The 23,705-nt window shown below is 70.3% G+C and carries 27 protein-coding genes; 9 read left to right on the top strand and 18 right to left on the bottom strand.

From position 1 onward, the window contains the following. Window positions 1–43: 43 nt before the first annotated feature. Complete coding sequence (locus J8M51_RS43990; RefSeq protein WP_237276703.1) at window positions 44–907, top strand: ATP-dependent DNA ligase; 864 nt, start codon at window positions 44–46, stop codon at window positions 905–907. Window positions 908–961: 54 nt separating this feature from the next. On the opposite strand, the gene J8M51_RS43985 is transcribed toward J8M51_RS43990, so the two are convergent. Together J8M51_RS43985 and J8M51_RS43980 are read right to left on the bottom strand one after the other, a co-directional pair. Further along, window positions 962–1,762 (bottom strand): GNAT family N-acetyltransferase, encoded by an 801-nt coding sequence (locus tag J8M51_RS43985; RefSeq protein WP_086758939.1) that lies wholly within the window; start codon window positions 1,760–1,762, stop codon window positions 962–964. A gap of 133 nt (window positions 1,763–1,895) precedes the next feature. Continuing rightward, window positions 1,896–2,225 (bottom strand): hypothetical protein, encoded by a 330-nt coding sequence (locus J8M51_RS43980; RefSeq protein WP_086758940.1) that lies wholly within the window; start codon window positions 2,223–2,225, stop codon window positions 1,896–1,898. Window positions 2,226–2,424: 199 nt separating this feature from the next. On the opposite strand from J8M51_RS43980, the gene J8M51_RS43975 reads away from it, so the two are divergent. Both J8M51_RS43975 and J8M51_RS43970 read left to right on the top strand, forming a co-directional pair. Continuing rightward, entirely contained in the window at window positions 2,425–2,988 is a 564-nt protein-coding gene (locus tag J8M51_RS43975; RefSeq protein WP_086758942.1) for a hypothetical protein, read from the top strand. Window positions 2,989–3,048: 60 nt separating this feature from the next. Beyond that, window positions 3,049–4,224, top strand: coding sequence for a hypothetical protein (locus J8M51_RS43970; RefSeq protein ID WP_086758943.1), 1,176 nt, complete (start codon window positions 3,049–3,051; stop codon window positions 4,222–4,224). Between the two features lie 18 nt (window positions 4,225–4,242). Here J8M51_RS43970 and J8M51_RS43965 read toward each other — a convergent pair whose 3' ends face one another. The 11 genes from J8M51_RS43965 to J8M51_RS43915 all read right to left on the bottom strand — a co-directional run bounded on the left by J8M51_RS43965 (window position 4,243) and on the right by J8M51_RS43915 (window position 12,357). Beyond that, the gene (locus J8M51_RS43965; protein ID WP_086758945.1) at window positions 4,243–4,866 is read right to left on the bottom strand and encodes a hypothetical protein; all 624 of its coding nucleotides are present in this window, start codon (window positions 4,864–4,866) and stop codon (window positions 4,243–4,245) included. A 61-nt stretch (window positions 4,867–4,927) separates the two neighbouring features. After that, on the bottom strand, window positions 4,928–5,854 hold the full coding sequence (locus J8M51_RS43960; protein WP_086758947.1) for an alpha/beta fold hydrolase: 927 nt from the start codon (window positions 5,852–5,854) through the stop codon (window positions 4,928–4,930). Window positions 5,855–5,856: 2 nt separating this feature from the next. Further along, entirely contained in the window at window positions 5,857–6,372 is a 516-nt protein-coding gene (locus tag J8M51_RS43955) for a GNAT family N-acetyltransferase (protein WP_086758948.1), read from the bottom strand. Between the two features lie 136 nt (window positions 6,373–6,508). Beyond that, window positions 6,509–6,703 (bottom strand): hypothetical protein, encoded by a 195-nt coding sequence (locus tag J8M51_RS43950; protein WP_086797557.1) that lies wholly within the window; start codon window positions 6,701–6,703, stop codon window positions 6,509–6,511. A gap of 20 nt (window positions 6,704–6,723) precedes the next feature. Further along, entirely contained in the window at window positions 6,724–7,116 is a 393-nt protein-coding gene (locus tag J8M51_RS43945) for a WhiB family transcriptional regulator (protein WP_060880451.1), read from the bottom strand. Continuing rightward, the gene (locus tag J8M51_RS43940; protein ID WP_086765001.1) at window positions 7,113–7,298 is read right to left on the bottom strand and encodes a hypothetical protein; all 186 of its coding nucleotides are present in this window, start codon (window positions 7,296–7,298) and stop codon (window positions 7,113–7,115) included. Before J8M51_RS43940 ends, J8M51_RS43945 begins: the two co-directional genes overlap by 4 nt. Window positions 7,299–7,354: 56 nt before the next feature. Then, a complete protein-coding gene (locus J8M51_RS43935) occupies window positions 7,355–8,224 on the bottom strand; it encodes a DciA family protein (protein WP_164992633.1) in 870 nt (289 codons plus the stop codon). Further along, window positions 8,221–9,516: a helix-turn-helix domain-containing protein gene (locus tag J8M51_RS43930; protein ID WP_143674117.1), complete on the bottom strand. Its 1,296-nt coding sequence runs from the start codon at window positions 9,514–9,516 to the stop codon at window positions 8,221–8,223. Before J8M51_RS43930 ends, J8M51_RS43935 begins: the two co-directional genes overlap by 4 nt. A gap of 183 nt (window positions 9,517–9,699) precedes the next feature. Further along, entirely contained in the window at window positions 9,700–10,152 is a 453-nt protein-coding gene (locus J8M51_RS43925) for a hypothetical protein (RefSeq protein WP_086755044.1), read from the bottom strand. Next, entirely contained in the window at window positions 10,152–10,997 is an 846-nt protein-coding gene (locus J8M51_RS43920) for a sortase (protein ID WP_086755043.1), read from the bottom strand. The genes J8M51_RS43925 and J8M51_RS43920 overlap by 1 nt, the downstream gene beginning before the upstream one ends. A gap of 112 nt (window positions 10,998–11,109) precedes the next feature. Continuing rightward, window positions 11,110–12,357 carry a prealbumin-like fold domain-containing protein gene (locus tag J8M51_RS43915; protein ID WP_086755042.1) on the bottom strand — a complete coding sequence of 416 codons (1,248 nt, stop codon included), beginning with the start codon at window positions 12,355–12,357 and terminating at the stop codon, window positions 11,110–11,112. A gap of 244 nt (window positions 12,358–12,601) precedes the next feature. Between J8M51_RS43915 and J8M51_RS43910 the strand changes: the two genes are divergently transcribed. After that, a complete protein-coding gene (locus J8M51_RS43910) occupies window positions 12,602–13,483 on the top strand; it encodes a helix-turn-helix domain-containing protein (RefSeq protein WP_060880445.1) in 882 nt (293 codons plus the stop codon). Window positions 13,484–13,494: 11 nt separating this feature from the next. Here the strand turns inward: J8M51_RS43910 and J8M51_RS43905 are convergent, their stop codons facing one another. Genes J8M51_RS43905 through J8M51_RS43895 form a run of 3 tightly spaced genes read right to left on the bottom strand, consistent with a single transcriptional unit; the run spans window position 13,495 to window position 15,762 of the window. Continuing rightward, window positions 13,495–13,947, bottom strand: coding sequence for an NUDIX domain-containing protein (locus tag J8M51_RS43905; RefSeq protein WP_060880444.1), 453 nt, complete (start codon window positions 13,945–13,947; stop codon window positions 13,495–13,497). Window positions 13,948–13,982: 35 nt separating this feature from the next. Further along, window positions 13,983–15,263: an MAB_1171c family putative transporter gene (locus J8M51_RS43900; RefSeq protein WP_060880443.1), complete on the bottom strand. Its 1,281-nt coding sequence runs from the start codon at window positions 15,261–15,263 to the stop codon at window positions 13,983–13,985. Then, window positions 15,256–15,762 (bottom strand): hypothetical protein, encoded by a 507-nt coding sequence (locus J8M51_RS43895; RefSeq protein ID WP_060880442.1) that lies wholly within the window; start codon window positions 15,760–15,762, stop codon window positions 15,256–15,258. Before J8M51_RS43895 ends, J8M51_RS43900 begins: the two co-directional genes overlap by 8 nt. Before the next feature lie 942 nt (window positions 15,763–16,704). Between J8M51_RS43895 and J8M51_RS43890 the strand changes: the two genes are divergently transcribed. From J8M51_RS43890 to J8M51_RS43875, 4 genes are all read left to right on the top strand, one after another. Further along, window positions 16,705–17,193, top strand: coding sequence for a hypothetical protein (locus J8M51_RS43890; protein WP_086755041.1), 489 nt, complete (start codon window positions 16,705–16,707; stop codon window positions 17,191–17,193). Between the two features lie 75 nt (window positions 17,194–17,268). Continuing rightward, complete coding sequence (locus J8M51_RS43885; protein WP_234374020.1) at window positions 17,269–17,793, top strand: hypothetical protein; 525 nt, start codon at window positions 17,269–17,271, stop codon at window positions 17,791–17,793. A 15-nt stretch (window positions 17,794–17,808) separates the two neighbouring features. Continuing rightward, window positions 17,809–19,029 (top strand): MAB_1171c family putative transporter, encoded by a 1,221-nt coding sequence (locus J8M51_RS43880; RefSeq protein ID WP_060880441.1) that lies wholly within the window; start codon window positions 17,809–17,811, stop codon window positions 19,027–19,029. A 110-nt stretch (window positions 19,030–19,139) separates the two neighbouring features. Further along, a complete protein-coding gene (locus J8M51_RS43875) occupies window positions 19,140–20,597 on the top strand; it encodes an amidase family protein (RefSeq protein WP_237276701.1) in 1,458 nt (485 codons plus the stop codon). 198 nt (window positions 20,598–20,795) lie between these two features. Here the strand turns inward: J8M51_RS43875 and J8M51_RS43870 are convergent, their stop codons facing one another. Continuing rightward, window positions 20,796–21,056 (bottom strand): DUF397 domain-containing protein, encoded by a 261-nt coding sequence (locus J8M51_RS43870; protein ID WP_060880439.1) that lies wholly within the window; start codon window positions 21,054–21,056, stop codon window positions 20,796–20,798. After that, window positions 21,053–21,931: a helix-turn-helix domain-containing protein gene (locus J8M51_RS43865; protein ID WP_060880438.1), complete on the bottom strand. Its 879-nt coding sequence runs from the start codon at window positions 21,929–21,931 to the stop codon at window positions 21,053–21,055. The genes J8M51_RS43870 and J8M51_RS43865 overlap by 4 nt, the downstream gene beginning before the upstream one ends. A gap of 241 nt (window positions 21,932–22,172) precedes the next feature. Between J8M51_RS43865 and J8M51_RS43860 the strand changes: the two genes are divergently transcribed. Then, window positions 22,173–23,690, top strand: a complete 1,518-nt coding sequence (locus J8M51_RS43860; RefSeq protein WP_129260331.1) for a transcriptional regulator, XRE family protein — start codon at window positions 22,173–22,175, stop codon at window positions 23,688–23,690. The last annotated feature ends 15 nt before the right edge of the window (window positions 23,691–23,705 follow it).

Here is a 23,705-nt window from a genome sequence, read left to right as displayed (position 1 = left end):
CGGTCGGCGCGCGGCGCAGCGGCGGGGGCCGCAGGCTGGTGGCGTGGAGTTCCCCGTGGCGGTGGCGCTCGCCCAGGCCGTGCCGGAGCTGCCGGCGGGCCGGGGCTGGTGGTTCGAGCCGAAACTGGACGGGCACAGAACGATCTTGTGGTGCGAGGCGGGCAGGGTGCGGCTGCAGTCCCGATCAGGACGGGACGTGAGCGCGGTCTGGGCTGACCTGGCGCGCGCCGGCCAGCGGCTCCCGGTCGGGACGGTCCTGGACGGCGAAGCCGTCGTCTACGTCGACGGCCGCGTCGACTTCGGGGCGGCCCAGGCGCGCGCCGCGTCCTCCCCCGCCCGCGCCGCGCAGCTGGCGGCCCGGCATCCCGCCTCGTTCGCCGCCTGGGACATCCTGGTCCACTCCGAGCTCGGGGACGTCCGGTCCCGCCCCTACGTGGAACGCCGGGCGCTGCTCCTGGACGTCCTGCAGGACGTGGGCCCGCCGTTGCAGGCTGTGCCGGCGACGGACGACCGCGAGACCGCACTGGTCTGGTACGAGGCGCTGCGCCCGCAGGGTGTGGAGGGCCTGGTCGCCAAGCACGCCGCTTCGCCGTACCGGGCGTCGAGGATCTGGCGGAAGGTGCGTCACGCGGAGACGGTGGACGTGGACGTCGTCGGCTTCACCGGTTCCCGCGCGCGGCCGCGGGCTCTGGCCGTGCGGCTGCCGGAGGGGCCGACGGTCCTGTCTCAGCCGGTGAGCGCGCCGGTAGCGCGCGCGGTGGCGGTGCGGCTGGCCGGTGCGGGCCCCGGGCGGTCCGCGCGTACGGCGTCCGGGGCGGCGTACAGCGCGGTGGAGACCGGGCTGGTCGCCGAGGTCCTGGCGGGTACCACGCGCCATGGGGTGGTGACGGTGACCCGGCTGCGGTGACGTGTCCAGGCACCTGGTGGTGCGCGCCCGCCGCGCCACGGACCGCGCGGGGCGTCACACAGGAAAGTCCTCCAGCCAGGCGATCCAGCCACCGTCGGACGCCCGGCCGAGATGGAGGGCCGGCATGTGCCCGGCCTCGCGGGCGCAGATCCGGCCGTAGGTCCCGTGGCGAGCGGGGCAGAGCAGGGACGCTGCTTCGGCAGTGAGGATGGTGAGGTCCTCCGGAAGGCGCCGTCCTGCGGCGGTGGCGCGGGCCTGCGCGCCACGGCGGCGCTCGACCACGTCCAGGTGTGAGGCGGTCAGGCGGAGCCAGCGCAGGTCGGAGTCGTCCTGATCGCCACCGGGGGTATAGACGCACTGCTGGGATCCGTGCTCGTCAAGCTGGTCGACGAGGATCATGCCGAGCGACTCCAGTAGACGGCGCGAGCGGGCGTTGGTCGCCTGGGTGACGGCGACGACCGGACCGCCGTCGGGCACCGTCGCTGTCCACCAGCTGACGACGGCGCCGACCGCCTCCCGTCCCAGGCCGCCGCCCCAGGCGGAGGGCAGGAGCTGGTAGGAGACTTCGGCCCGGCCTTCGCACCGCGGGTCGGCGCCGATGCTCGCCAGTCCGACCGCTCGGCCGTCGGCGACTCGGACGATGGCCCAGGCACCGGGCGTCTGCGGGTACGCGGCCTGGCGGGCGGCGACGCGCTCGGGGGACGCGGGGCCGCCCAGGTAGGCGCGGACCCTTACGTCGGTCAGCAGCTCGCGGACGACGTCGGCGTCCTGGGGGGTGACCGGTCGCAGGAGCAGCCGGTCGGTGCGCAGTTCAGCGGGCCAGATGCTGTCCAGGGCGACGTCGACGATGTTCATGCGCTCAGCCTCGCAGACGAGGGTGCCGCCCTGGCCGGCTCCGCATCACGGTGCTCGGCCGGGAGGGGAGATCGGCTCCGGTACTTCCGGCGGGTCGAGCTTCCCGGCCCGCCCGGCATTGGTCGGCTCGTCTTCATCGGTGGGCGGCGGGAACCGGCAGGGCCTGGCCCTGCCGTGCGCTGCGTTCACACTGAAGAGCGACGTTGAGGTGGTGGAGGGCGACGAGGGGAAGCAGGCCGCCCAGCCGCGCCGCGGCCCGCAGGTGCTCAGCGGCCGCCTCCAGGGCGGCTGCGGCCTCGCCCCGGTTGAGGCGGTCTTGTGGAACGTGACCTGCCACCTGGGCAAGTTGGCCGGCGAGCTCGGCGATTCCCGGGTCGTCGAGCACGGCACAGCCCCACTTCTCCGTGGCCTCCGCCAGTTCCTCGACTGCTCGGGAGCGGGCGGGCGAGCAGCGGGCGTTCATGAGCCATCGTCACCCGGTCCGCATCGTGACGTGGGAAGTTGACCGAATCCGCTGCGGGGCGGCGCTGCTGGCGCCGCGGTGTACGGCGAGGTACTGAGCTGCGCGAACGCCCGGTGCCGCCGATACCTCGCTCCCAGTGGCCCCGTACGCCGGTAGCGTGGCGGCGCAACGAACGGCACAGAGCAAGGCGGGTTGAAGTATGAGGCACGGCCAGAGCCGTCTGCCGTCACTGGACCGAGTCGAGTTGCGGCGCCTGGACATCGACCTGCCGGCGGTCGTAGAGGCGAAGGTCAAGCTCGTACGTGCCGGAACGGGGAAGTGGCACGTCCCGGTTCCGGAGGGCAAGTCCTGGGGGCACTGTCAGCACGCGGCCAGGCTGGCGGGACGAGCCCCGGATCAGGTCGTGGTGCTGGATGCGCTGGCCGAGCTGTGCTCCGGCTGCGTCGGCGCTGTGGAACTGCCGGAGGGGGCAGGGGTGTTGTGGCAGGCGCTGGAGGAGATTCTGCGGGCCGATGCCCGCGCGACCGAACTGGCCGGCGCGAGCGGACCCCGTACCTGGCCGTCGTACGCCCAGGCGCTGGAACGGGCGGCCCGGCACGACGATGCCGCGGTGCGAGCCCTCCTCAAGCCGGTCCTCGATCATGCCGAGCTCGGCGCCCAAGGGTGGCGGGCACTGCGGGCGTGGACCGCCGTGGTCGAGCGGTCGGACGAGGCGCTGGCCGCGTACCGGGCGGCCGCGCCGTCCGCGACGGCCACGGCATAGGTGACCGCTGCTTGTGACGCGGTCGCGGCTGATCGCAAGGTGCACGCGGAGTCCAGCGCCTTGGGCGCCGTGATCGGCACCGGCTACGGATACGGGTACGGGCGGCCGTCGCTGGAATTGTGGGCGATGGTCCGCGCGGCCTGGACGCGGGCGCGTGAGCAGGGGCGGGGCGCGGGCGGCGCGCTCGACTACGCCTCCGCCGTGGTGACCCAGGAGTGGGGCAGGGCCCGGGTGCGGGATGTGACCGCGCTGCCGCTGCCGGCGATGACCTGCGCGGCGGGGCACGCCTCGCCGGCCGCCTGGGCGGAGGCCGAGTTCCACCATCAGTGGCACTCCTTCGTGCAGCGCTGGTGTGCCCGCTTGGAGGCCGAGCTTGCCGGGGCGTCGCAGGGCTCGGACAAGCAGCAGTTGCTGCTGGTGTGCGGCTGGCCGCTGACCGGACCGCACGACCGCGATCTTGCGTTCCTGGCCCAGTACGAGCAGATCGGCCCGCGCGTTCCGTGGGGCGGCGCGGAACAGCGCTACAACCCCTACGGCAAGAGCCTGACCGCGGACGCGGTGGTCCTGGCCGTGCCCGAGTTCGCCGCCGAGCGTGCGCTCGCCCACACCGCTCGCCAACGGGACCGTCTGATCGCCGGTGAGCAACTCGCCGAGGACGGTCTCACGCCGCAGGAGCCTGCTCCCGCGGTGCTCGGTGCGGCCCGCGCTCTGCTGCGAACCGCCTTTCCTCTGCTGGCCGAGGATGTCGCCGAGGACGGCCGTCGTCCCCGCCCTTCCGAGCAGGTGCGGCAGGCCCGCGCGCTGCTGCGCGGGCGGCGCGGGTCCGAACCGCCGGTGCACTGGGCGCCCCAGCGTCAGGAGGACTCCCGGTGGCAGTGGAGGCAGACGTTCGAGATGGGCCAGTGGATCTGGGTCCCGGACGACACCGCTGGTGGTCCGGCCGGCCAGGAGCTGCGGGAGCTGACCGAGCCTCACCCTCCGCGCGGCGTCATGCGGCTCATCGTCGAGACCGGCGTCCGCGGCGACACGGCAATGCACGTCTTGTACGGGGCCGTCGGCGGCTGGGATCTGCGCCGTCGCGTGCTCACCTTCACCGCCCGCGACACCGGGCACGAGCTGAGTGCGCCCGTGCACCGGATCGTGGGTCTGACCGGCGATCGGGAGCGCCGGTCCCATGACGGCCCACTTTGGGAGGAGTACACGCCGCCCTCTCCTCACCAGTTCCGCTACTGGTGATCTGACCTGCTGACGCCGTCAGCAGCCGTACCGGTCGAGGATCTCGCGGGCGGCGGCGTCGGCGGGGACCAGGTTCTTCAGGCCGCCGTCGAGCGCGTGGTCCAGGCGGAGCGCGGGCAGGCCGTCGGCGATGGGGTCGATGACCATCTGGCCGGGGTGTTCATCCGCGTAGGTGGTCTGGGCGCGGTCGAGGTTGTACGGCGTGCCGTGCAGGCACTGTCCCGGCCCGCCGAGCTCCCTTTCGTACCGGTCGTCGGCCCGGGGGAACAGCGCCTGTGCCCAGTCGGGCGCCGATCCCATGATGGCCAGGAGGAGGACGCTGGCGAGGACGCTCTGCCACAGGTAGAGGCCGATGCGGGCGAGCAGGCGGCGGGTGATCGTGTAGAAGGCGAGCGCCGGCAGGACGGCGCCGGCGAACACGGCGGCCAGGGCGAGGTGCTGGTGGTTGTGCCAGAGCTTGGAGTACAGGGCCAGGTAGAAGCCGGTGAACATGAAGACGAGCGCGGTGCAGGACGCGAGGATCGCCGCGGGCGGCCGGTAGTCGGGTCGGCCGTCGAGGGTGCGTGGCGGATCGAGCCGGCGCAGGAACGCAGGGATCTGGCTGCGTTCCGAAGGCCCGGCGGGACCTGCGGTGTGGTTCACGTGCTCGTCCTGTCGTTGTTCCGGGGCCGCGGTGCCGCGGCGACCCCGGTCGTGGCGGTGTTCAGCTGGCTCGTGAGTCTGCCGTACGGGCTCCAGTCACCGATGTCGACGGTCGCGCGCGTTCCCGGCGGCTGATCCGGCGATGCCAGCGGCCGGCGGGGGGCAGTGCGTCGGCGCAGGCCCGCTCCAGTACGGCAAGGAACTCCTCGGGGTGCTGCGTGGGCAGCCGGTGTCCGCCGCCGGCGACGACGTGGAGCTGCGAAGTGGAGATCTGCGCGGCGAGCCGCAACGCGTGGATGGGCGGGATGGTCTGGTCGTTCTCTCCGACGAGGATGTGGACCGGGATGCGCCGGAGGGCGTCGAGCTGGTCGGCGACGTCGTGCCGCATGAGGGCCTTGAACCAGCGGGCGGCGTGGTCGATCGGCGGCTGGGCGTAGGGGCGCGGACGGACGAGTTCGCGGATGCGGTGGGCCGGCAGCGGGGCGTGGATGCATGCCGCGGCCATGACGTGGCGGGTGAGCCCGACCAGGCGCTTCAGCGGCGGGTGTTGGGGGCCCCAGAGGTCGAGGCCGCCGCCGGTGGTCGCGGCGAGGAGGACGGCGGTGACCTTGTCGCCGATGAGGTGCGGGTGCTGGGCGGCGAGCGCGAGGACGGCCATGCCACCCATGGAGTGCCCGGCCAGCAGGACGGGCAGCCGGCCGGGGGCGGTGGCGGCGATGACGGCCTTGAGGTCGTCGGCGAGCAGCGGGATGGACGGCAGGGCTCTGCCGCCGGTGGAGTTGCCGTGCCCGCGCTGGTCGTAGCGGACGATGCGGGTGCGCGGCCGCGGGAAGTGGCGGACGTGCTCGTTCCAGACGGATGCGGCTGCCTGCCATCCGTGGGCCATGACCAGGACGAGGTCGGGGTCGCTGGGCCCGTCGACGTAGAGGGCGAGGCGGGCGCCATCGGGTCGGTGGAGCTCGGTGTGGGGCGTGGGAAGCGGTGCCATGGTCAACTCCGTTCGGGCAGGGGAAGGGTGACGTCGATGACGCCGGCGCTGGCGGTGGGGACGGTGACATCGCGGCGGCGCAGGATGCGCAGGGCGCGCCTGTTGGTGGCGCCGAACATCGCCACGACGGCGTCGCAGCGGGGGTCGGCCATCGCCGAGTGGAGGGCGTAGTCGGTGAGCCAGGAGCCCAGGCCCCGGCCCTGCCACGGGTCGCCGACCAGGACGGCGAGCTCGAAGACGCCTTGGGTGCGCGTCTTCAGCAGGTGCGTGACGGCGACGGCGGTCTCGCGGTCGTCGCGCAGTGTGGTGATCCAGCTGGTGCCTGCGGCGGGGTGGACGAGCCTGGCGAACTCGGACATCTTCAACTCCCGGCGCCCCGAGGCGTATCGGGCATAGCGGGTGTCGAGCGAGCAGCGGTGGTGCAGGGCGTTCACCCGGGCGAGGTCCCCCAGGTCCGCCCGGCGGGTGGTGAATGGCGGCTCGGGCTCCGAGGTCCGCTCAGCCGGGGATGGCGTCATGGTGCTCGGCGTGGACAATCCGCTGCTCCTTCGTCTGGTCGGGGGCGCGCCGGGACGGAGGCGTGCCGAAGCAGGGAAAGGGTCCGGGCCGGGTCCTGTGGATAGAGGCCGCGACCGTCCGCTACTGGCGGGTTACCTATCTCTGGGCGGAGTTGCGCTTTCCGCGCTGTTTGCGCGCTATGGCACGGCGGGTTTCCCGGTTCGCCGCCGGCAGCTCCTCGTTCCAGGTGTCGTCGTCGACGACGACCTCCGTGGAGGTCAGGACGGTCTCCCAGCGGGTTCCTCGGGTTCCGGGGCGCTCGCCCCGCGGGGCGCTGCTCGGTCCGTTCACGTCGTGGCTCCTTGTCCTGGTCAGGTGGTCCGGCCGGCACGGTCGCGGGCGGCTTTGCCTTCGGCGCGGCGGCAGTACTCGGCGGTTTTGCAGGGCCGGCAGGGGTCCTGGCCGGCCCGCAGGTGGCGGCGGTAGGCAGCGGGGGTCCCGCAGGGCTTGAGGTGGGTCTTGTGGCCGCGTCCGCGCCAGCCGGCCGGCGGGTGGCCGGCCGCGGCACGTTCTGCGCTGGTCTCTCCGCCCCAGGTCCCCCACTCCCGGTTGTCGCGGGCCTGCGTGCGGCAGTGGGCGGCGAGCGGGCAGCCGGCGCACAGCCTTCTGGCGACGGATGCCTTGGCGTCGTCGTGGAAGATCTCGGGGTCGGCATCCGCGCAGGGGGTGGCGGCTTCCGGATAGGCGAGGGTCGGGCTGCTCATGCCGCCGCTCCGGCACCTCGGACGCTGGCCAACCGGCGCAGCAGCGCGTCGCGCTGGTCGTAGAGGGCGTCGAGTTCGGGATCGGTGATGGTGGAGGCGGTCTTCCTGCCGCGGCGGTCCACGCCGGAGGCGTCGGCGGGGGCGTCGGCGGGGGCCTGGTGCTCGGTGTTGGTGGACTTCACGGGTGTGCTGCTTTCGTTCGTGCGCGTCGGGTGCGAGAGGGCTCGCGGCGGCGTAGTCATGTGGGACGGGCCCGGCCGCGGCTCTTGCCCTCCAGGAGCGCGCGTCGGGTGAGCTGGAATCCGGTGGAGGCCGTCTCGCGGGTACGGACAGACGCGTCTGCCGTACCGCGGGCGGGGACGGGGGCGCCGACCTGGGCGAGCGCCTGGCGGTAGCCGTCGCATCCGTCGTCCCGGGTGCGGACCGGCGTCTGGCCGGCGGTGGTGGGAGCGGACGTGCTCTTCAGCAGGGCACGGACCTGCTGGTAGCCGTCGCATCCGTCCTCGCGGGTGCGGACCGGCCCTTCGGGCGGGGCTGCGGGGGTGGTCGCCATCGAGGCCCGCGCGCGCTGGTAGCCGGCCGAGGCGTTCTCCCGGGTGCGGATCTCACCGCTCGGGGCCGCCTCGGCGGGCGCGGGGGTGGGCTCGGCGGGCGCCGAGGTCCGTGCGGCCCGCGAGCCGACCGGGAGGACCCGGATCTGGCGGACCGCTTCGGTGCCGACCGCGGCGTTGGCCTGGCGGATGAGCTGGGCGCTGATCAGGCGGGCCTGCGTCGCCCAGGCGTGGGTGGCCGGGGCGAGGTCGAGCCGTCCGGTGTCCTTGTCGAAGGCCACGGCCCGCAGCTGGTCGGCGACCTCCGGCGTGGCGATCGTCTGCCACTGGTCCATCACGGACCCGCCGGCCGCAGGGGTCTCCCAGCCGCGCTCGGCGACGAGCTGGGCCAGGGCGCCGCCGAGCCCCAAGGGGTCGCGGCCGTCGCGGCGGGCAGACGGCCGACGCTTCGGGGTCCGCTTGGGCGACGTGGTGGCGCCGCGCTCCTTGGCGGCCTTCTTCGCAGCGGCCAGGGCGACGCGTGCGAGGTCCACGCCCGTGGGCTCGTCGGTGCTCACGCCGGCCTCCAACCGTGGACGACGGTGCGGCCGAGGCGGGTGAGGCGCTGGACCTGGTCGACGAGGGAGGAGGTGAACAGGCGCCGGGCGTAGGTCTCGCCGCAGGTGCGGACGGTGGCGCGGATGAGGGCGGGGTCCTTGAGCGCGGCGGCGCGCAGTTCGATGACCTCGTCGCGGGTGAGCTGCTCGAGGGCGACCAGACCGTCGTCGCCGACGGCGAGTTCACGCTCGTCGGGCCCCGGGGCGTCCGGCTGCTGCAGCTGGGCGAAGACGGCATCGACCTCGCGCGCCACGGCGCGGCTGGTGGGCCGGCGGCAGTCGCCCTCCCACCATTCGGCGTGCCGGTCGTGCTCGGCGTGGCGTGAGTCCCGCCAGTGGTCGAGGATCGCGGTCCGCTTGGCGGGCGTGTCGTACAGCAGGTGGGCGCCCTTGAGGCGGTTGGCGAGGAAGCCGGAGGGACGGTGGACACGGCGGGCCGGGGCTTCGAGGCCGATGACGGCGATGACCTCGGCGGTGCTCCATCCGGCGTCGGCGACGTGCCGCACGATCCAGGCGATCCGCGGGACGGCAGCGCGGTGGAGCCAGCCGACCTGCTGGATGAGCTCGGCGGCGAGCTGGTAGCGGCGGCCGATGGTGTTGAGCTTGCGGCGGGTGGGCTTCTTCGGGGAGGGGGACTTGTGCTGCCCGCTGGCGAGCTTGCTCTCAGAGGGAGAGGAGGTATCACCCGCAGTAGAAGAACTAGAAGTACTAACCACCATTGGGGTGCAAGACGAGGTCGCCGAAGGGGTCCTACCCGAACGGCGGTTGGACCGCTTTGTCCGCTTCCTGCGACGGGGTGGGCGGGCGGCTGCGTGGAGCTCCTGGAGCAGCGGCGTCTTCTCCGGGGAGAAGCCGTGCACGGCGCGGATGAGCTTGTCCGAGGGCCCGGTGCGCAGCCCTGCGGCGTCGTCGAAGACCTGGGGGATGGTGCGTACGAACTCGCTGGCCCGCCCGCCGGAGCCGGAGACGCGGGTGCCCTTGGAGCGATAAGTGAGGAGGCCGCTCTCCCGGAGCATGGCGAGGTGGTACTTGACCGTGCGCTCGGAGATCTTGAGCCACTCGACGAGGTTGCCGACGCTGGGGCGGCACTCGGTGAGGTGAGCGATCGCCTTCGCCATGCGCAGGGTGGTGCCGCCGAACTTCTTCGGCCCGTGGGGGCGCGCGGCCGCGTAGGGGCCGTACTTGTAGAACCAGTAGACGGCTTCGAGCCATGCCTCGCCGTTCGGCGCGATGCGTCCGTCGGTCGTGGACATCCACTGACCGCTGGAGGGCACGCGATGGCCGGCGACGTCGTGCTCCGCAGCCGGCGGCGCCGTGGACGGCCGGGGTGGTGCAAGGGTCGTGGACAACGGAGTTCCTGGTTTTCGGGTGCGCGAAGTAGACCCGTGGCGGGACGGGCCTGAAGGACGGGTGGCGCCGTGGTGGGCGGCGCCGGTTCAGCAGTCGATCGAGAAGGTCATCTGGACGGGCTCGGCCGTCTCCTCCCGCTCACGGGGACGGGACGCGTCTGCGGGGGCCGGCTGGCCAGCCGCTCCGGGGAGGTTCTCGGCGCGGGAGGCGAGGCGCTCGCGAGCCTGGGCCGTGGCGTTGGCCCGGGCGGCCTGACTACGGGCGCGCAGGTCCTGCGCCCGGGCCGATGTGCGGCACACAATGCGCGGGGCGGCCGGGTTCATCGCCTCTTCGGCGACGAGGTTCTGCAGTCGGCGTACGTTCTTGGGAGACAGGCCGGTGGCGTGGCGGACCCGGAGGTAGCTGGCGCCGCGGGTGAGCATCTCGATGGCGATGAGCTCGGCGCGGGCGCGGTCGACGTTGTAGACCGGCCAGGGCCGTGCCGGCAGCACGGTGACCTTCTCGGTCGCCTCCTCTGGCGGGTCGGTGTCTTCGGCCACTAGGCACCGCCCTTGGCGGAGGCGAGGTCGGCTTCGACGACAACCCTCCTGGAGTGGCCGGTGGCCGGCCAGCAGGTGACGAGGGTGAGCTTCGCCTTGGTGGGGGTAGCGTCGGGGCGGCCGGGGACCTGGGCGATAACGTCAACGTCGGTCGGAGCGACGGTGTGCACGCGGGTGACGGTGTAGGTGTAGGTGATCCTGTGCGCCGTGGTCACCTGGATCAGGGCGCCGGTCTTGATGCGGTCGATGTTGCGGAAGGCTGGATCAGCAACGCCGGAGCGGTGGCCGGCCAGCGCGAAGTTCCCGATCTGGCCCGGCTGTTCGGTGGTCGGGAAGTGGCCGACACCGGCGCGCAGCTGCTTGTCGCCGACGCCGTCGTAGACGGGCTGGGCCCAGTCCTTGCCGAGGGCGGGGATGCGCAGAACCTCGCCGATGCGGCCGCCGGGGCCGCTTCCGGCCTTCCCGCCCACCGCGTGCTCGCCGGTGGCGGCCGGGTTGTCGGCATTCCACTCGGAGAGAGTGCGGGCGGCGGCCACACGGGACTTGCCGGTGTTGTCCCCCTTCTTCGCATCCCCGTCGTCGGGCGTGGCGGAGTCGGTCAGCGGGTCGGGGGTCTGTGCGGCGGCCGAGGACGCGGCGACCGAGGGTGCGGCGGAGGACTTCGAGACGGCCGGGGTGCTGGCGTCGGAGCCCTGGCAGTGCTGCGCCCACAGCAGGGCGGCGAACGTGAGGCCCGTGGCGGCCACCGCAGCGATCGTGAGGCGGTGCCGGCCGGAACGGGTGGAGGCGGACTCGCGGGAGGCAGGGGCGTCGTTGGACTCGGAGGTGCTGGTGGTGCGGGGCATCGGTGGTTCCTGCGAGTGAGTGCGGCGCGGGCCGGGCGGCGGGGTGGTGGCCGGCTGAGAGCTGGTCACCACCCCGCCGCCGCTCCGCGAGGGACGCGGTGCGCAGCGGCGGTCAGGCGCCGGTCTGCGGCAGGACGGGGATGGTGACCGGGCGCGGCTTCGGCTTCGGCTGCTCGGGGATCTTGACGTCCTTGACCGCGACGTCGGCCGTCTTGCCGTCGGTGACGGTTGCCTTCTGGTCAGCGGCGAGCTGGTAGCCCTCGACGGCCTTCACCTCGTGCACCGTGTACGTGCCGGGGGTCAGGTCGTTCGCCTCCCAGGTGCCCTGGGCGTCGGTCTTGCCCGTGGCGACGGTCTTGCCGGCGCTGTTCTTGACCGCGAACTCGACGCCGGACAGCGGCTTCTTGGTGTCTGCCGCGGTCTTGGTGACGACCAGGCCGCCCTTGGGGCTCTCGGTCTTGAGCTGCACCTCGGCCTGGGCGCTCGAGGCGCCGCCGGCCAGCAGGAGACGCTGGGCCTTGGCGTCGTTCGGGGTGAGAGCGCGCAGCTGGGTGGCGGGCAGCGTCTTGGCCTGGGCCTTGAGGTCGACCGTGCCGTCCTTGGCGGGAGTGATGGTCGCGGTGGCCACACCGTCGGCGTTGGTCGTGATGCTCCCGGCTCCGGCGGCCGCGCCGGAGACGTCGAGGTCGAGCTTGACGCCGGGCACCTTGTGGCCGGAGGCGGAGGTGACGTCGAGGGTGACGGACGTCTTCACCCCGGGCTTGAGCGTGCCGTCGACCGGCTTGATGTTCACCTTGTAGGGGCCGGCGAACATGGCTGCTTCATTGAGGTAGCCGGTGGCCCACTTCTTCACCGACGGCGGGACGTTGGAGTAGCCAAGGCGCTCCAGGGCCCGCTTGCCGTCGGGCAGGGCGTACGTCGAGCCGGGTTCGAGGTAGGAGTAGACGACGGCGTCGACCGCGGCCGCCTGCTCGTCGCTCTTCGTCTGCCCGTACTTGCCGAGCACGTAGGCGGCGCGGGCGAGGTCCTCGGCGGACGCGGTCTTGCCGGTGGCCTTGGAGGTCCAGGAGGTGACGGGCAGCGCCGGCGCGTAGCCGCCGGCCGCGTCGGGGCCGGCGAGCTCGGGGTCTCCGCAGTAGGCCACACCATCGACGCCGGGGACGTTGTAGGCCCCGATGTGAGACGAGTCCGGCTTGCCGGAGCTGTCCGGTATCAGGTAGCCGGGTCCCCACTTGTCCGCAGCGACCGCCTGCGGCGCGAGCAGGATGCCCGCACCCAGCGCCACCGCCGTGCCAAGCACGACCGGATACCGATTTCGGCGGGGGGCCTGCGGGCGGGGGCGGGTTGATGCCACACTCATCCAGATCTCCGTATCGGGGATAATGCACCGGACCCGACCACGTAATGGCCTAGGAACCTCGATGGCCGGGTCCGGTGGACCCGTCCCTCACGGAACGGGTAGTTCAGGGGTCAACAAAGAGGGCATAAGATCCGCATTGGGATCCAGCCACTCGATCACCAGATGGAAGGTATCTTCTTCCAGTGATCTGATCAAGTGGCTAGAGTGTCCCCGCCCACCCCGAGCACGCTTCTGGAGTCCTCCCATGCCCGAACGAATCTTCAACGCCCAGAAGTTCCGGGCCGCGATTCAGGCAAGTGGGCTCAAACAGTCGGAAGTTGGCGAACCTCCCGTCAGTCTGGGCGAGTCGGTCATCTCCCGGTATGGCAGTGGTGCGGTCACCCCGCCGCCGGAGAAGCTGCCGGCCCTCGCCGCGCGGGTCGGTCTGCCGCTCGACGTCCTGGCCCCGCGCAGAGGGCTTCCCGACCTGAAGGACCTGCGCTGCGACGCCGGCATCCAGCAGAAGGACACCCCGCAGTACACCGGAACGAAGTCGGCGATGCCCGTGCGGGCCGCCGAGAACGGAATGCGCCGGCTGAAGGACGAGTTCGTCGCTCCGCTGGCAGAGGCGTACGGCGTGAGGGTGGAGGAGCTCAGAGCCGCCCAGGAGCGGTCGTTCGGCAATATGGTGCCGGCCGTGCGCAAGCCGGCGCCGCCGCGTACCGCGGCGCCGGGCGCTCCGCAGACCGTCGCGGAGAAGATCACCTACCTGCTCGAGAGAACGTACGCGCGGCACGAGCGGCCTACCGACGCCGAGTTGGCCGACCGCGGCAACCAGAAGACCGGCCGGCCGATCCTCGATGAAGTCCTGGTGCGCGCGCTGCGGACAGGCAAGGAGAGCACCGGCGACGAGGCGATTCTCGGTGCGCTCGCCGCCGCCCTTGACGCGCCGCTGGTGTTCTTCACCAGCGACAGCCCCGACGAGGCCGCGCGGATCGTCGCCGGCATCCGCACGGTCCAGAACGGCGTCCGGGCCGCCCGGCACGGCGACGGCCCCCTGCCCCCCGAATGGCTCGACTTCATCGAGGCGTCCATCCGGGAAATCACCGGAGGCAAGTCGCCGGACGGTCCGGACAGCCAAGGCTGACCCGCCCCGAGTCAGAGCGTGACCGCGAGTTCTATCGTCTCCGTCCCTGCCCGCGCAGCCAGGGCCGCGTCCCACATGCGGCGGGCGCTCGGCGGGATCTCCTCGTCGGTGATGTCCTCGGGCCGGCTGAAGCGGAAAGCGCCGAGCTCGCTCAGCTGGAGCCGGATCGCCTGCTGCCGAGCCGCGGACAGTACGCCCCCGTCGAAAACGAAGTACTCGTGCGGCTCCCGTCCCGGCACCGACACAGTGGCGTGCACGAGCAGGCGGCCGATCTCCAGGTCGAGCCCCAACTCCTCCAGCACCTCACGGCGGCAGGCGTCCTTCGCATTCTCCCCCGCCTCCACTCCCCCGCCGGGAAGGTTCCAGTACGGCTTGTAGACCGGGTCGACGATCAGCACCCGTCCCTGCTCATCGCAGATGACGGCGCCGGCGGACACGCTGGGGCGGTCGGTGGACTGGCTCATGTGCTGGCTCCTGGAGGTGGTTCGCGTACGGGTGTTCAGGCCTGGGCCGGGGCGCCGTGCTGGGAAGCGCCTTCGAGGATCTCCCAGCCCTCGTCCGCGCTGGTGCGGGTGTAAGCCGCGGCCACGGCACGGAAGTGGGGCACCTCGACGGCAAGGTTCTTGCCGAAGTCGAAGGGGAGCGGGGCCGGCGCGCCCACGGGCTGGGTGAGGTAGGCCGCGCTGGCGGCACGGATCCACAGCGCTTCGGCCGTGATCCTCTTCCGCTCGGGCGTGCTGCCGTCGGCGCGCTGCCGGGCGAGTTCAGCCAGGTCGTGGGGCGCGTGGCGGCTGAGTTCGAGGATGACGTCCAGGATCTCGGTGATGTAGCGGTGCAGGCGAGCGGCCGGCGAGTCGTCGTAGCTGCTGTGCAGGTCACGCATCTTGTTGAGCTGCGCCATCGGGCCGAACCGCTCCAGCAGACGCCGGGGCCTCTGCCTGATGCGGCTCGGCTCGATTTGTGCGAGGTCACGCCACAAAGGGTGGATGGCCGCGAGGTGGGTCATCGTGTGCACGCGGTCGTTGGCGGCGCGGAAAGCCGGGGCGATCGCGCCGAAGCCCCACAGGAGGAAGGTCGTGTAGAGCAAAGTGTCGGTGACTGCTTCCTGGGCGAGGGAGAAGTCCTCGGACACCGGGGTGACGGTGATCAGGATGACGTAGGCGATGCGCAGCAGGGCGTACACGACGGCCAGCACCATCGCGACGGCCATCATCCCCATGCCGATCTTCACGGCGCGCTGGGGTATCTGCTTGACCGCGCCGCCCCACTGCACGGCGCACACCGCGGCCGCGGCCGCAGTGTAGAGGTAGAAGAGGGACATGTAGATCGCCAGTCCCGGATCGCCGGCGTGCCGGCCCATGAAGTACGGGACATCGGCGACCACGTCGTCGAGCACGAAGGTGAACACCAGGGCCATCACGATGACGGTGCCCAGGGACGCCCGGGCCGCGATGCGGTGGACCAGCCGGGAGACACGGACCGTGCGCGGCACGTGTGCGGAGGGCTCGGCGGTGGCGTAGACTGCGGTGATGTAGCGCAGCAGCACGCAGATGCCGGTGATGGCGAGCACGTGCTTGACCAGGTATGCCAGGTCGGGGATGCCGAGGTCATTGATGAAGGTGCGTCCCAGGGTGGTCCTGGCGATCCATGCTGCGGACAGCGCAGCGAAGGCTCCCCACAGCGACCTCTTGCGCCTCCGCCCCTTGAGCGCTGAGGGGGCTCTCATCAGTGCCTGCACCATCAGGAGAGCTGCGATGGCGTAGGCGAACGCGTCAGACATGTTTGTCCCAGGAGTTGCTAGGGCGGCCGAGGGGGTAACCGAAGTCCTCGGCGAGCCGGCGAGCGGTGGTGTCTTCGATGAACTCGGTCGTTCCGACGAGCTCGTGGATGCGGGCGGCCGCAGCCTCGGTGCGGATCTCCTTGTGGCTGCCGTAGTCGCGACGGGCCGACAGCTGGCCGTTCGCGATCATCCGCTCGACCATCTCGACCATTAGGCCGCCGCGGAGTTCGTCCAGCTCTCCGTCGGTGACGCCGTCGGCGTCGTCGACCCAGAGGTGGACGAGTTCGTGAAAGATGATCTGGCGACCGTGGAAGGTTTCGCGGGTTCCCGCGTGGAAAATGATGTCGAACGGCTGCGTCCGGTGCTTGATCCACAGACCGCAGACGCCGATCAGCCCGAGAAGCCGAGCCGGAATGGGTATGAGGTGGATTCGGCGCCCGCGGGCCTGCTCGATGTTGGCGATGAAGACGTCAAGGTCGAACGGGGTGGGGATGGGCATCGATCCGACGATCTGCGCCGTCTCTTGCCTGAGCGCCCGTCGCTGTCGCCTGCCCTGGCCACACGGGAGACCGATATTGCCGGTTCCTGCGGATATCCGTCGTGGAACCCACCTCGTCACCTTTCCTCCTCGCCCCTGCCCCGTTGTGCCGCGGGGCCACCCCGAGCAACCCAAACACGTGTTCTATTTCCGTGTCGAGTCGATAGGTGCGGCACCCGTCGCCCGCCGAGGCGACCCCCTTACCGCCATCGCCGAGAGTGACGATCTGACGGCGACCGTATGCAGTGGGCTGATCGCGCAGCGCACCGAGCGCGCCCACTATGTCCGGCCCTGCCGATCAAACGCAAGCATGAATTTCTTTTTCCCAGACGGAGGCGTCATTCCCGCACAGCTTCTTCCACAACGGCGGAATCCGACATCAGGTTCAACCCGGAAAGGGTGGAGCACCTCGGCGAAAGAGACGGAACAGGGATGTTTCCGCAGGTCATAAGGACCGCGAGCATCTGCTGTACACCGTCGGGCCTGTGGGTCGACCGAGACGATGCGCATACTTCTCCCCGCCGCGGAAAGCCGTCCGAGTGGCACCGGGCGCCCGCTCGTTCGCCGACTGGCGACAAACGCGCGGCGTCTCGACGGATTCCCCTGCGAGGCCTTCCGGAATGTGGACTTTCGCCGAGGACTTGCCCGAGGGATGGGTACTCTGCGTAATATCCCGACCGGCATCGGCATCGGATGCCGAAGCGGTACGGGCGGTAGCGTCTGGCGCGACCTGAAGCGGCCGGAGCCATTCGGCCCGCCGTCTGCGCATCACGGTGCACCCCTGAAGTTCATGGTCCGGGGTCCACCTCAAGCGGAGGCTCCCCTTCTTGCCAGGTGAACCTAACCGCCTGCCACCGTTGCGTCAACTATAGTTTAGCTACTTCCGAGAGAGAGCAGCACATCGTGGCCCAAGCAGACGAGACGGCGGAGGGCGAGCCCCCCAAGCCGGCGCCTCCGGTTCCCGTTCCCGGCCCCGGTGCCAGCTTCGCCGACCGTCTGAACTACTTGTTCGACCGGGTGAGGCCGCCGGGGGCAGAAGAGTTCAGCAACGCGCACGTGGCCCGGACGATCTGCTCGTACGGTGAGGCAAGCATCACAGGCGCGTACATCGGGCAGCTCCGCAAAGGAGTCAAACTCCCCGGCTACCCGCTGCTCAAGCCGTTCGCGGATTTCTTCGGGGTCAAGCCCTCGTTCTTCGTCGACGACGAGACAACCCGTAGGGTTACTGGCCAGTTCGAGTTGTTGCGTGAGCTCAGTCAGGCGGGCGTGAAGCAGGTCGCACTCCGTGCGATCGGGCTCTCCCCGCAGAGCCTCAACGAGGTGATGAAGAAGATCGAGGCCGTACGAGAGCAGGAAGGTCTGCCTCCCGCCCCGGACGAAGATCTTCCCTGACCTGCCACTACGCTTCGGCTCCAGGGGCTTTCGAGAGGAACACGCATGTGGCATGGCCGTCGTGCGCGCCGAACCGTGAACAAGGCTGCGGAGGTCGAACGGGTCAGCCGGGCCTTCGTGGAGGGCCTGGAGCTGCCGGCCGTCGACAGCGTCCTGGACCTGGCCCCGTTCATGGAGCAGATCACTGGCCGCGAGATCCGGCTCATGCCCTTCACACCGGACCTTTCGGACCCCGACTCCCTGGAGCCAGCCGCAGCCTGCGGCGCCTGGATGGCCACGGCCACGGCGGACTACCTCTTCTACGACGAGGGCGTCAGCCCCGCGTACACGGATGTCGTCGCCGGCCACGAGTTCGGGCACATGCTCCGCCACCGGGGCTCGAAGAAGTCCCTGGACGTCTCCAGCCTCGGCGGCCTCATCACGGACATCGACCCTGCCACTGCCCAGCTGGTCCTCGGCCGCACCCGCTTCACGGAGCCGGACGAGTACGAAGCCGAGATGATCGGCTCCCTCCTGCAGGAGCACGTCCGTAAGTCCCGAGCCGCGGCCGCCCGCGCGGCGAAGGCCGACGACCCCATCGCCCGCACGCTGCTGCGCTGACCGGAACAAGGCACCTTGAAAGACATACTTCACCCGCTCTGTCTGGCCATCGCCGGCACCGGGTTCCTTCTCCTGCTCCGCGACCTGGGCAAGCACCGGCGCAACCCCGCACTGGTCGCCCTGGCCTTCACCTACGGATTCTCGGCGCTCAGCTACGTCACGTCGATCACCTGGGTGTGGGTACGCATCGACGGCTTCTTCGGCATCACGAACGTGGCCGTCCCAATCGCCCAGAGCTGCGTGGTCCTGGTCCTGGCGCTGCAGGCCAGCGTCCTGGCCCACTGGTCCATGCCCGTCGAAGCCGCCCGCCGGCGTACCCGGCACCTGCTCATCGCGGCCGGTGTCGTCATCGCCGCGATGGCGGTGCTCTTCACCCTGCTGACCCCCACAGCGCAGCGCCCCGCGGACTTCTCGCTGTACTACGCCCACGACCCGTACTTCCAGGCCTACCTGCTGCTCTACATGGTGGCGTACAGCGTCGCCGAGGTGTACCTCGCCTGGTCCTGCTGGAAGTACGCCCGCACCACGTCGAACCGCTCGATCTCCACCGGCCTGCGGCTCGTCGCGATCGGCGCGACCATCACCCTCGGCTACAGCGGGATCCGCATGGCCGGCGTGTTCGGCGGCATGCTCGACTTCAGCGTGAAGGGCCTCGACCCATACGCCTGGATCTGCGGCGACGTGGGCGCCACCTTGACCCAAATCGGTTATTTCCTGCCGACACTGGCCCTGCGCCTGTCCTCGCTCCGCAACTGGATCAACACACACCTCACCTACCGGCGGCTGCGGCATCTGTGGGCCGCCCTCACCCAGGCCAACCCAGGCATCGCCCTCCTCCAGCCGGACCGGCAGCACGAAGCCATCCTCCAGGGCCGCAGCGTCAACTTCCCCCTGCTGCGTCGTAGCACCGAGATCCGCCACGGCCAGAAGCTGCTCCGCCGTTACCTGGACCCCGCGGTACTCATTGAGTCCGAAGCCCGGCGTCAGCGTGAAGGGCTCACCGGCGACGAGCTGGCAGCGGCCGTCACCGCCGACCAGATCAGCGCGGCCCTCGTGCGCCTCGCCGAGGACACGGCAGTCGACGCCCCGGCGGACTACGCCGACTCGAACCTGTCCTTGCCCGCCTACGAGGACGAGCTCCACCACCTCGAACGCGTCGCAGAGTTCTTCACCGCGCCCCGGACAGAAGCAACCGCCACCGATCCCACCAGCACCACATCAGGAGCCCGTACGTGATACTCCGTCGGACCGTGCTCGCCGCTGCGACGGCCCTCGCCGCGGCAACCGCCATGACCAGCCCGGCCAGCGCACGTCAGCGCGCCGTCAAAGACGCGCGTACTGCACCAATGCGCACGAGGTCCGCGAACGAGCAGCTTGCCGCTCTGCGTGAGCGCCGGATCACCAGCCGCGAGCTGCTGGAGCAGCACCTCAAACACATCGCCAAGGCGAACCCGCAGGTGAACGCCGTCGTCACCCTCGACGCCGACGGCGCCCGCGCGGCTGCCGACAAGGCCGACCGCCATCTCGCCTCGACCGGCAAGACGCTCGGCCCACTCCACGGCCTGCCGATGACAGTGAAGGACGCCCTCGAGGTCGAAGGGATCCGCACCACCTGCGGATCCCCCGCCCTGACCGACCACGTTCCCGACCGCGACGCCGACGTCATCGCGCTCCTCCGCGACGCCGGCGCGATCATCATCGGCCACACGAATGTGCCGACCATGTGCCAGGACATTCAGACGTCGAACCCCCTATTCGGCACGACCTCGAACCCCTTCGACGCCACCAAGACCGCCGGCGGCTCCTCCGGCGGCCCGGCAGCCGCTGTCGCCGCAGGGTTCACCAGCCTCGAAATCGGCTCCGACCTCGCCGGCTCGCTGCGCCTTCCCGCCGCGTACTGCGGGGTCTACGCCCTGCGCACCTCCCGCGGCCCCAGCCCGATCGTGCCCACCCGCGGTCACATCCCCCGCCTGCCCGGCTGGGCCACCAGCAGCGACATGATCACCCTCGGCCCGATCGCCCGCACCGTCGAGGACCTCAGCCTCCTCCTGGACGTCATCGCAGCCCCCTCCCCCGCAGACCGGCCTGGCTGGAAGATCGACCTGCCGGCCCCGGCCAAGACGAAGCTCGGCCAGTACCGGGTCGGCATCTGGGCCGACGACGCGTACTGCCGCGTTGACGCCGACACCCGCGCTCTCCTCGGCCAGGTCGCCGACCTCGTACGCGGTCTCGGCGCCACAGTCGACGACTCCACCAGGCCCGTCGACTTCACCGAGAGCGACAAGCTGTTCCAGCGCCTGATGTACGCCACGGCCTCGGCCACCGCCACCGACGAAGCCTTCGCGGCCGACGTCGCGACGGCCGAGAAGATCCCCGCCGACGACCCGAGCGGCCTGTACCTGCACTCACGGACCATGCGCCACCGCGACTGGTGCGTCGCCGACGAAGCACGCCAGAAGCTCCGGGCAACCTGGGACACCTACTTCGACGAGCACGACATCCTCATCACCCCGGCCACGCCCACTGCCGCAGTCCCCGACCAGACGAAAACCCCGGCTCCACAGCGGTACATCACCGTCGACGGCCAGAAGCGCTCCTTCTACGACCAGACCAGCTGGCTCAACCTCACCAGCCCCGTCGGCCTTCCCTCCCTGGTCCTCCCCGCCGGCGTCACCCGCACCGGACTGCCACTGGCCATCCAGATCATCGGCCCCTACTTGGGTGAGCGCACCGTCCTCAACGCAGCCCAGCAACTAGCACGGCGACTGCCCAAGCCGACCCAACCTCCTGCATTCACAGTCTGACGCTGGTCCGCTGTCCCGTCCGCCGATAGGCCGAGACCCGAGACCGAGGGCCCGGCTCTTGCGGACACCTCCGACTGACTGCCGCACTCAACTACGAAGCCATGTGGTCTGCATAGAGGCGAACAGATCGGGGATGCACATCACAGCGGCTGGCCTCAGCACCCATGAGGCCAGCCGCCGGTCTTCATCTGCTTTGCCTCACGCCAGGAGGTAGTCCAGGTCGCCGGCGATCGCGCCGTCGATGAGGGCCTTCAGTTCTCCCTTCGAGTACACCTGGGGGGCGTCCTCCCGGCGGAAGGTGTCACGTACGACGATCCACTCGCCGGCGCGGCCGAACTCGAAGCAGTTGTCGTTGCCCCCGGTGAAGGAGGTCGTCTTCCACGTGACCGCCGTGAGGTCGAGTTCGGCGGCGGCGGGCTTGGAGAACTCATTAGTCCCGGCAGGGGACGTGCTACTCACTGGTGTAGCTCCTTGATCACTTTCTCGATGCGGCTGACAGCTTCCGCAGGCGGAAGTGCCTTCTTGCAAAGGCCGTTGAAGGCCTCGTCGTAGGGTTCTACACGTTCCCGGTCCTCGAAGTACAAGGAGTGGGCCAGACCCTCAACCCAGACGATGCTCGGGTTGGGCGCAGGGAAGTCCATGACCATGAACGATCCGTACAGACCAGCGTGGACGCCTGTCTCCAGCGGGAGCAGCCGGACCGAGACGCGGTCATGCTCTGCCATGCTGAGGAGGTGCTCCATCTGGCGCTTCATGAGGTCGGGCGGCCCTACAGGACGTCGCAGAGCGGCCTCATCGATGACAGCTTCGAGAGTGGCTCCGTCGGCGCCGAGCAGCCACTCCTGTCGCTTCATCCGTACCTTGACAAGGGCGCGGACCTCACCGGCAGTCAGGTCGGGACGCATCGGGCGGATCACAGCCTCGGCATACTCGTCCGTCTGCAGGAGGCCAGTCACAAGCGCCAGTTCATAGGCTTTGAGCTTCCGCGCGCTCCGTTCGAGTCGGAGGTACCCACCAATCTGCGTGCTGGCCAGCAGAGCTCTGTGCCGTGGGTGGGGCTCTTCCTTAACTGAGTCGGCTCGCACGAGGTCGAGGATCTGCATTCGGCTGACGTCCGTCACAAGGTCGGTGTAGGCCTTGTCGAGCAGGTCCTGGACCAACCTCTCGGTGGTGGCGCGCTGTCCCCGCTCGATCCGGCTCAGGTGCCCGTGGTGGACACCAACGAGCTTTCCTACCTCTGCCAGGGTGAGGCCGGACTCCTTGCGCAAGTCCTTCAGCCTGAGGCCGAGTTCCCTGCGAAATACCGAGGCCGGCACCTCGTTCGTCGGCGCCATGGCCGCCAGTGTGCCGTCTGTCCGGCCGCGGAACAACCTTCTTGGGTTCAATGTGCCCAGACACATTGCCTGGGAGGGCCGCAACCGGCATCCTGGCTACGTCACGACGCGTGTCGCCTCGGTAGCACCCCGTGGCATATGCCCCTGCTCAAGTACAGACGCTCCCCTGCAGAGCTGCTCCCGAGCGTGATGCGCTCCGGAGCCTCAATAAGGCTGCAGGCCCGGGACGGAGGCCGCAATCATGTCACGCACGGCCGCTGCTCCTACCCTGTTTCGCGTCCTGTGCCAGGAGCGACGGTGGACCACCTGGGAGACCTTCGCGATCCACTTCGACAAGGCGGCCTCGGCCGCCATGTTGGATCACCCGTTGCGAAGGCCGAGGCCGGTCACCGTTGCCCGACGTACGTTCGATCGCTGGTTCACGGGAACATGGTGTGGCCTTCCGCGCCCCGACACCTGCCGCGTGCTTGAGCAACTGTTCGGCTTTGCAGCAGAGGAACTCTTCCGGCCCGCACCGGCCGTCCTGCGCCCGGCGGCCGTGCCGGCAGGACCAGAACAGATCCGGGCCGCCCAAAACATCGAGGCCAGATGGGCCACATCTCGCCTGTCGCTTACTGCGGCCGCCGGCCGTGGAGGGGACACGTGGGAGCTCGACGGTCGACGTGTGTTCGACGGCACATCCCTGGCGGTTCACCTTCTGGTAGCGGATTTCCGTGGCAGCAGCGCCCGCCTGCCGGTCACTGAGCCCGAGCAGCTCAAGGAGTTTCTCCGCCCGGTACGGCGCGGGCTCGTCTTAGGCACTCACACCAACGACGCGGAACACCAGGTGTTCGTCCTGGACGCCCTGACGGCCCGAAGCCAGCTCCCCATCGAACCCGGTGCCGACTTCAACCTGGTCGTGCCCGACGCTCATCGCCTCGACGATCTGACGTACGGGATCATCTGGGCCATCGCGAACACCGACGACGCCCTCCTCGCGGACGATCAGCTGATCCACGCCGAGCACGACGCGCTCAACACCTACCTGGCCCTCCCGCGGACCGCGCCAAGCCGCGCTTCGATCCCGGGCCTGACGGCAGTCGGCGCGGCTTGGATCGGCTCCTACTTCTGCTACCGGCACATCACCCGCCATCTTGCTGACGCCTCGAGCCTCCCCGTCTTCTGGACACGCGAGCAGTACGGCGAGTCCTCCGTTGGATGGCTCCTCTGGGCCCACAAGCACCAGTACCTACGTGAGATCGAAGACCGCTTCGCCACCCAGCCGGGCCGAGAGGTCAGCCGCACCTTCTGCCTGCCCGAGGCCGCGGTCAAGGAGAGCGAGCCGTACGAACTCATCCTCCTGTTCCTGTCCATCGCGTTGATGGAGATGCACCGCGTCAAGGTGCATATCAGCGACGAGCCAGAAATGACGACCGTCGACGGATTTGTCCTCGTCCCGGGCCAGCGCGCGGTCATCGCCAACTGGGTTCGTACCGAGGGAATCTGGCAGGCCGCCACCAGCAGCAGTCATGCGTCGATGCGTGACTACGCCGACGCTGCCGGCCACGCGGCACGCCACAGCGTGGCGTCCGGCGCGACCTCCCCTGAGCGCCTTCAGGCTCTTGCCTCATACCTCGGGCTCGATTGGGCCTGGCTGACACACCGCTGCCGGTCACTTGGCGAACAGGGCGTTGCCAGGATGATCCGCCCTCGGAGCCGCCTGATCGCCCTCGACGAGCTCGAATCCACACTTCGCTTCGTCGGAGACCTGGCGAACTAGGTCCTCCCGTTCCCC

Origin of the sequence: Streptomyces griseiscabiei, assembly GCF_020010925.1 — a bacterium.
GTDB lineage: Bacteria > Actinomycetota > Actinomycetes > Streptomycetales > Streptomycetaceae > Streptomyces > Streptomyces griseiscabiei.
This window is presented reverse-complemented; position numbering and strand designations above follow the sequence as displayed.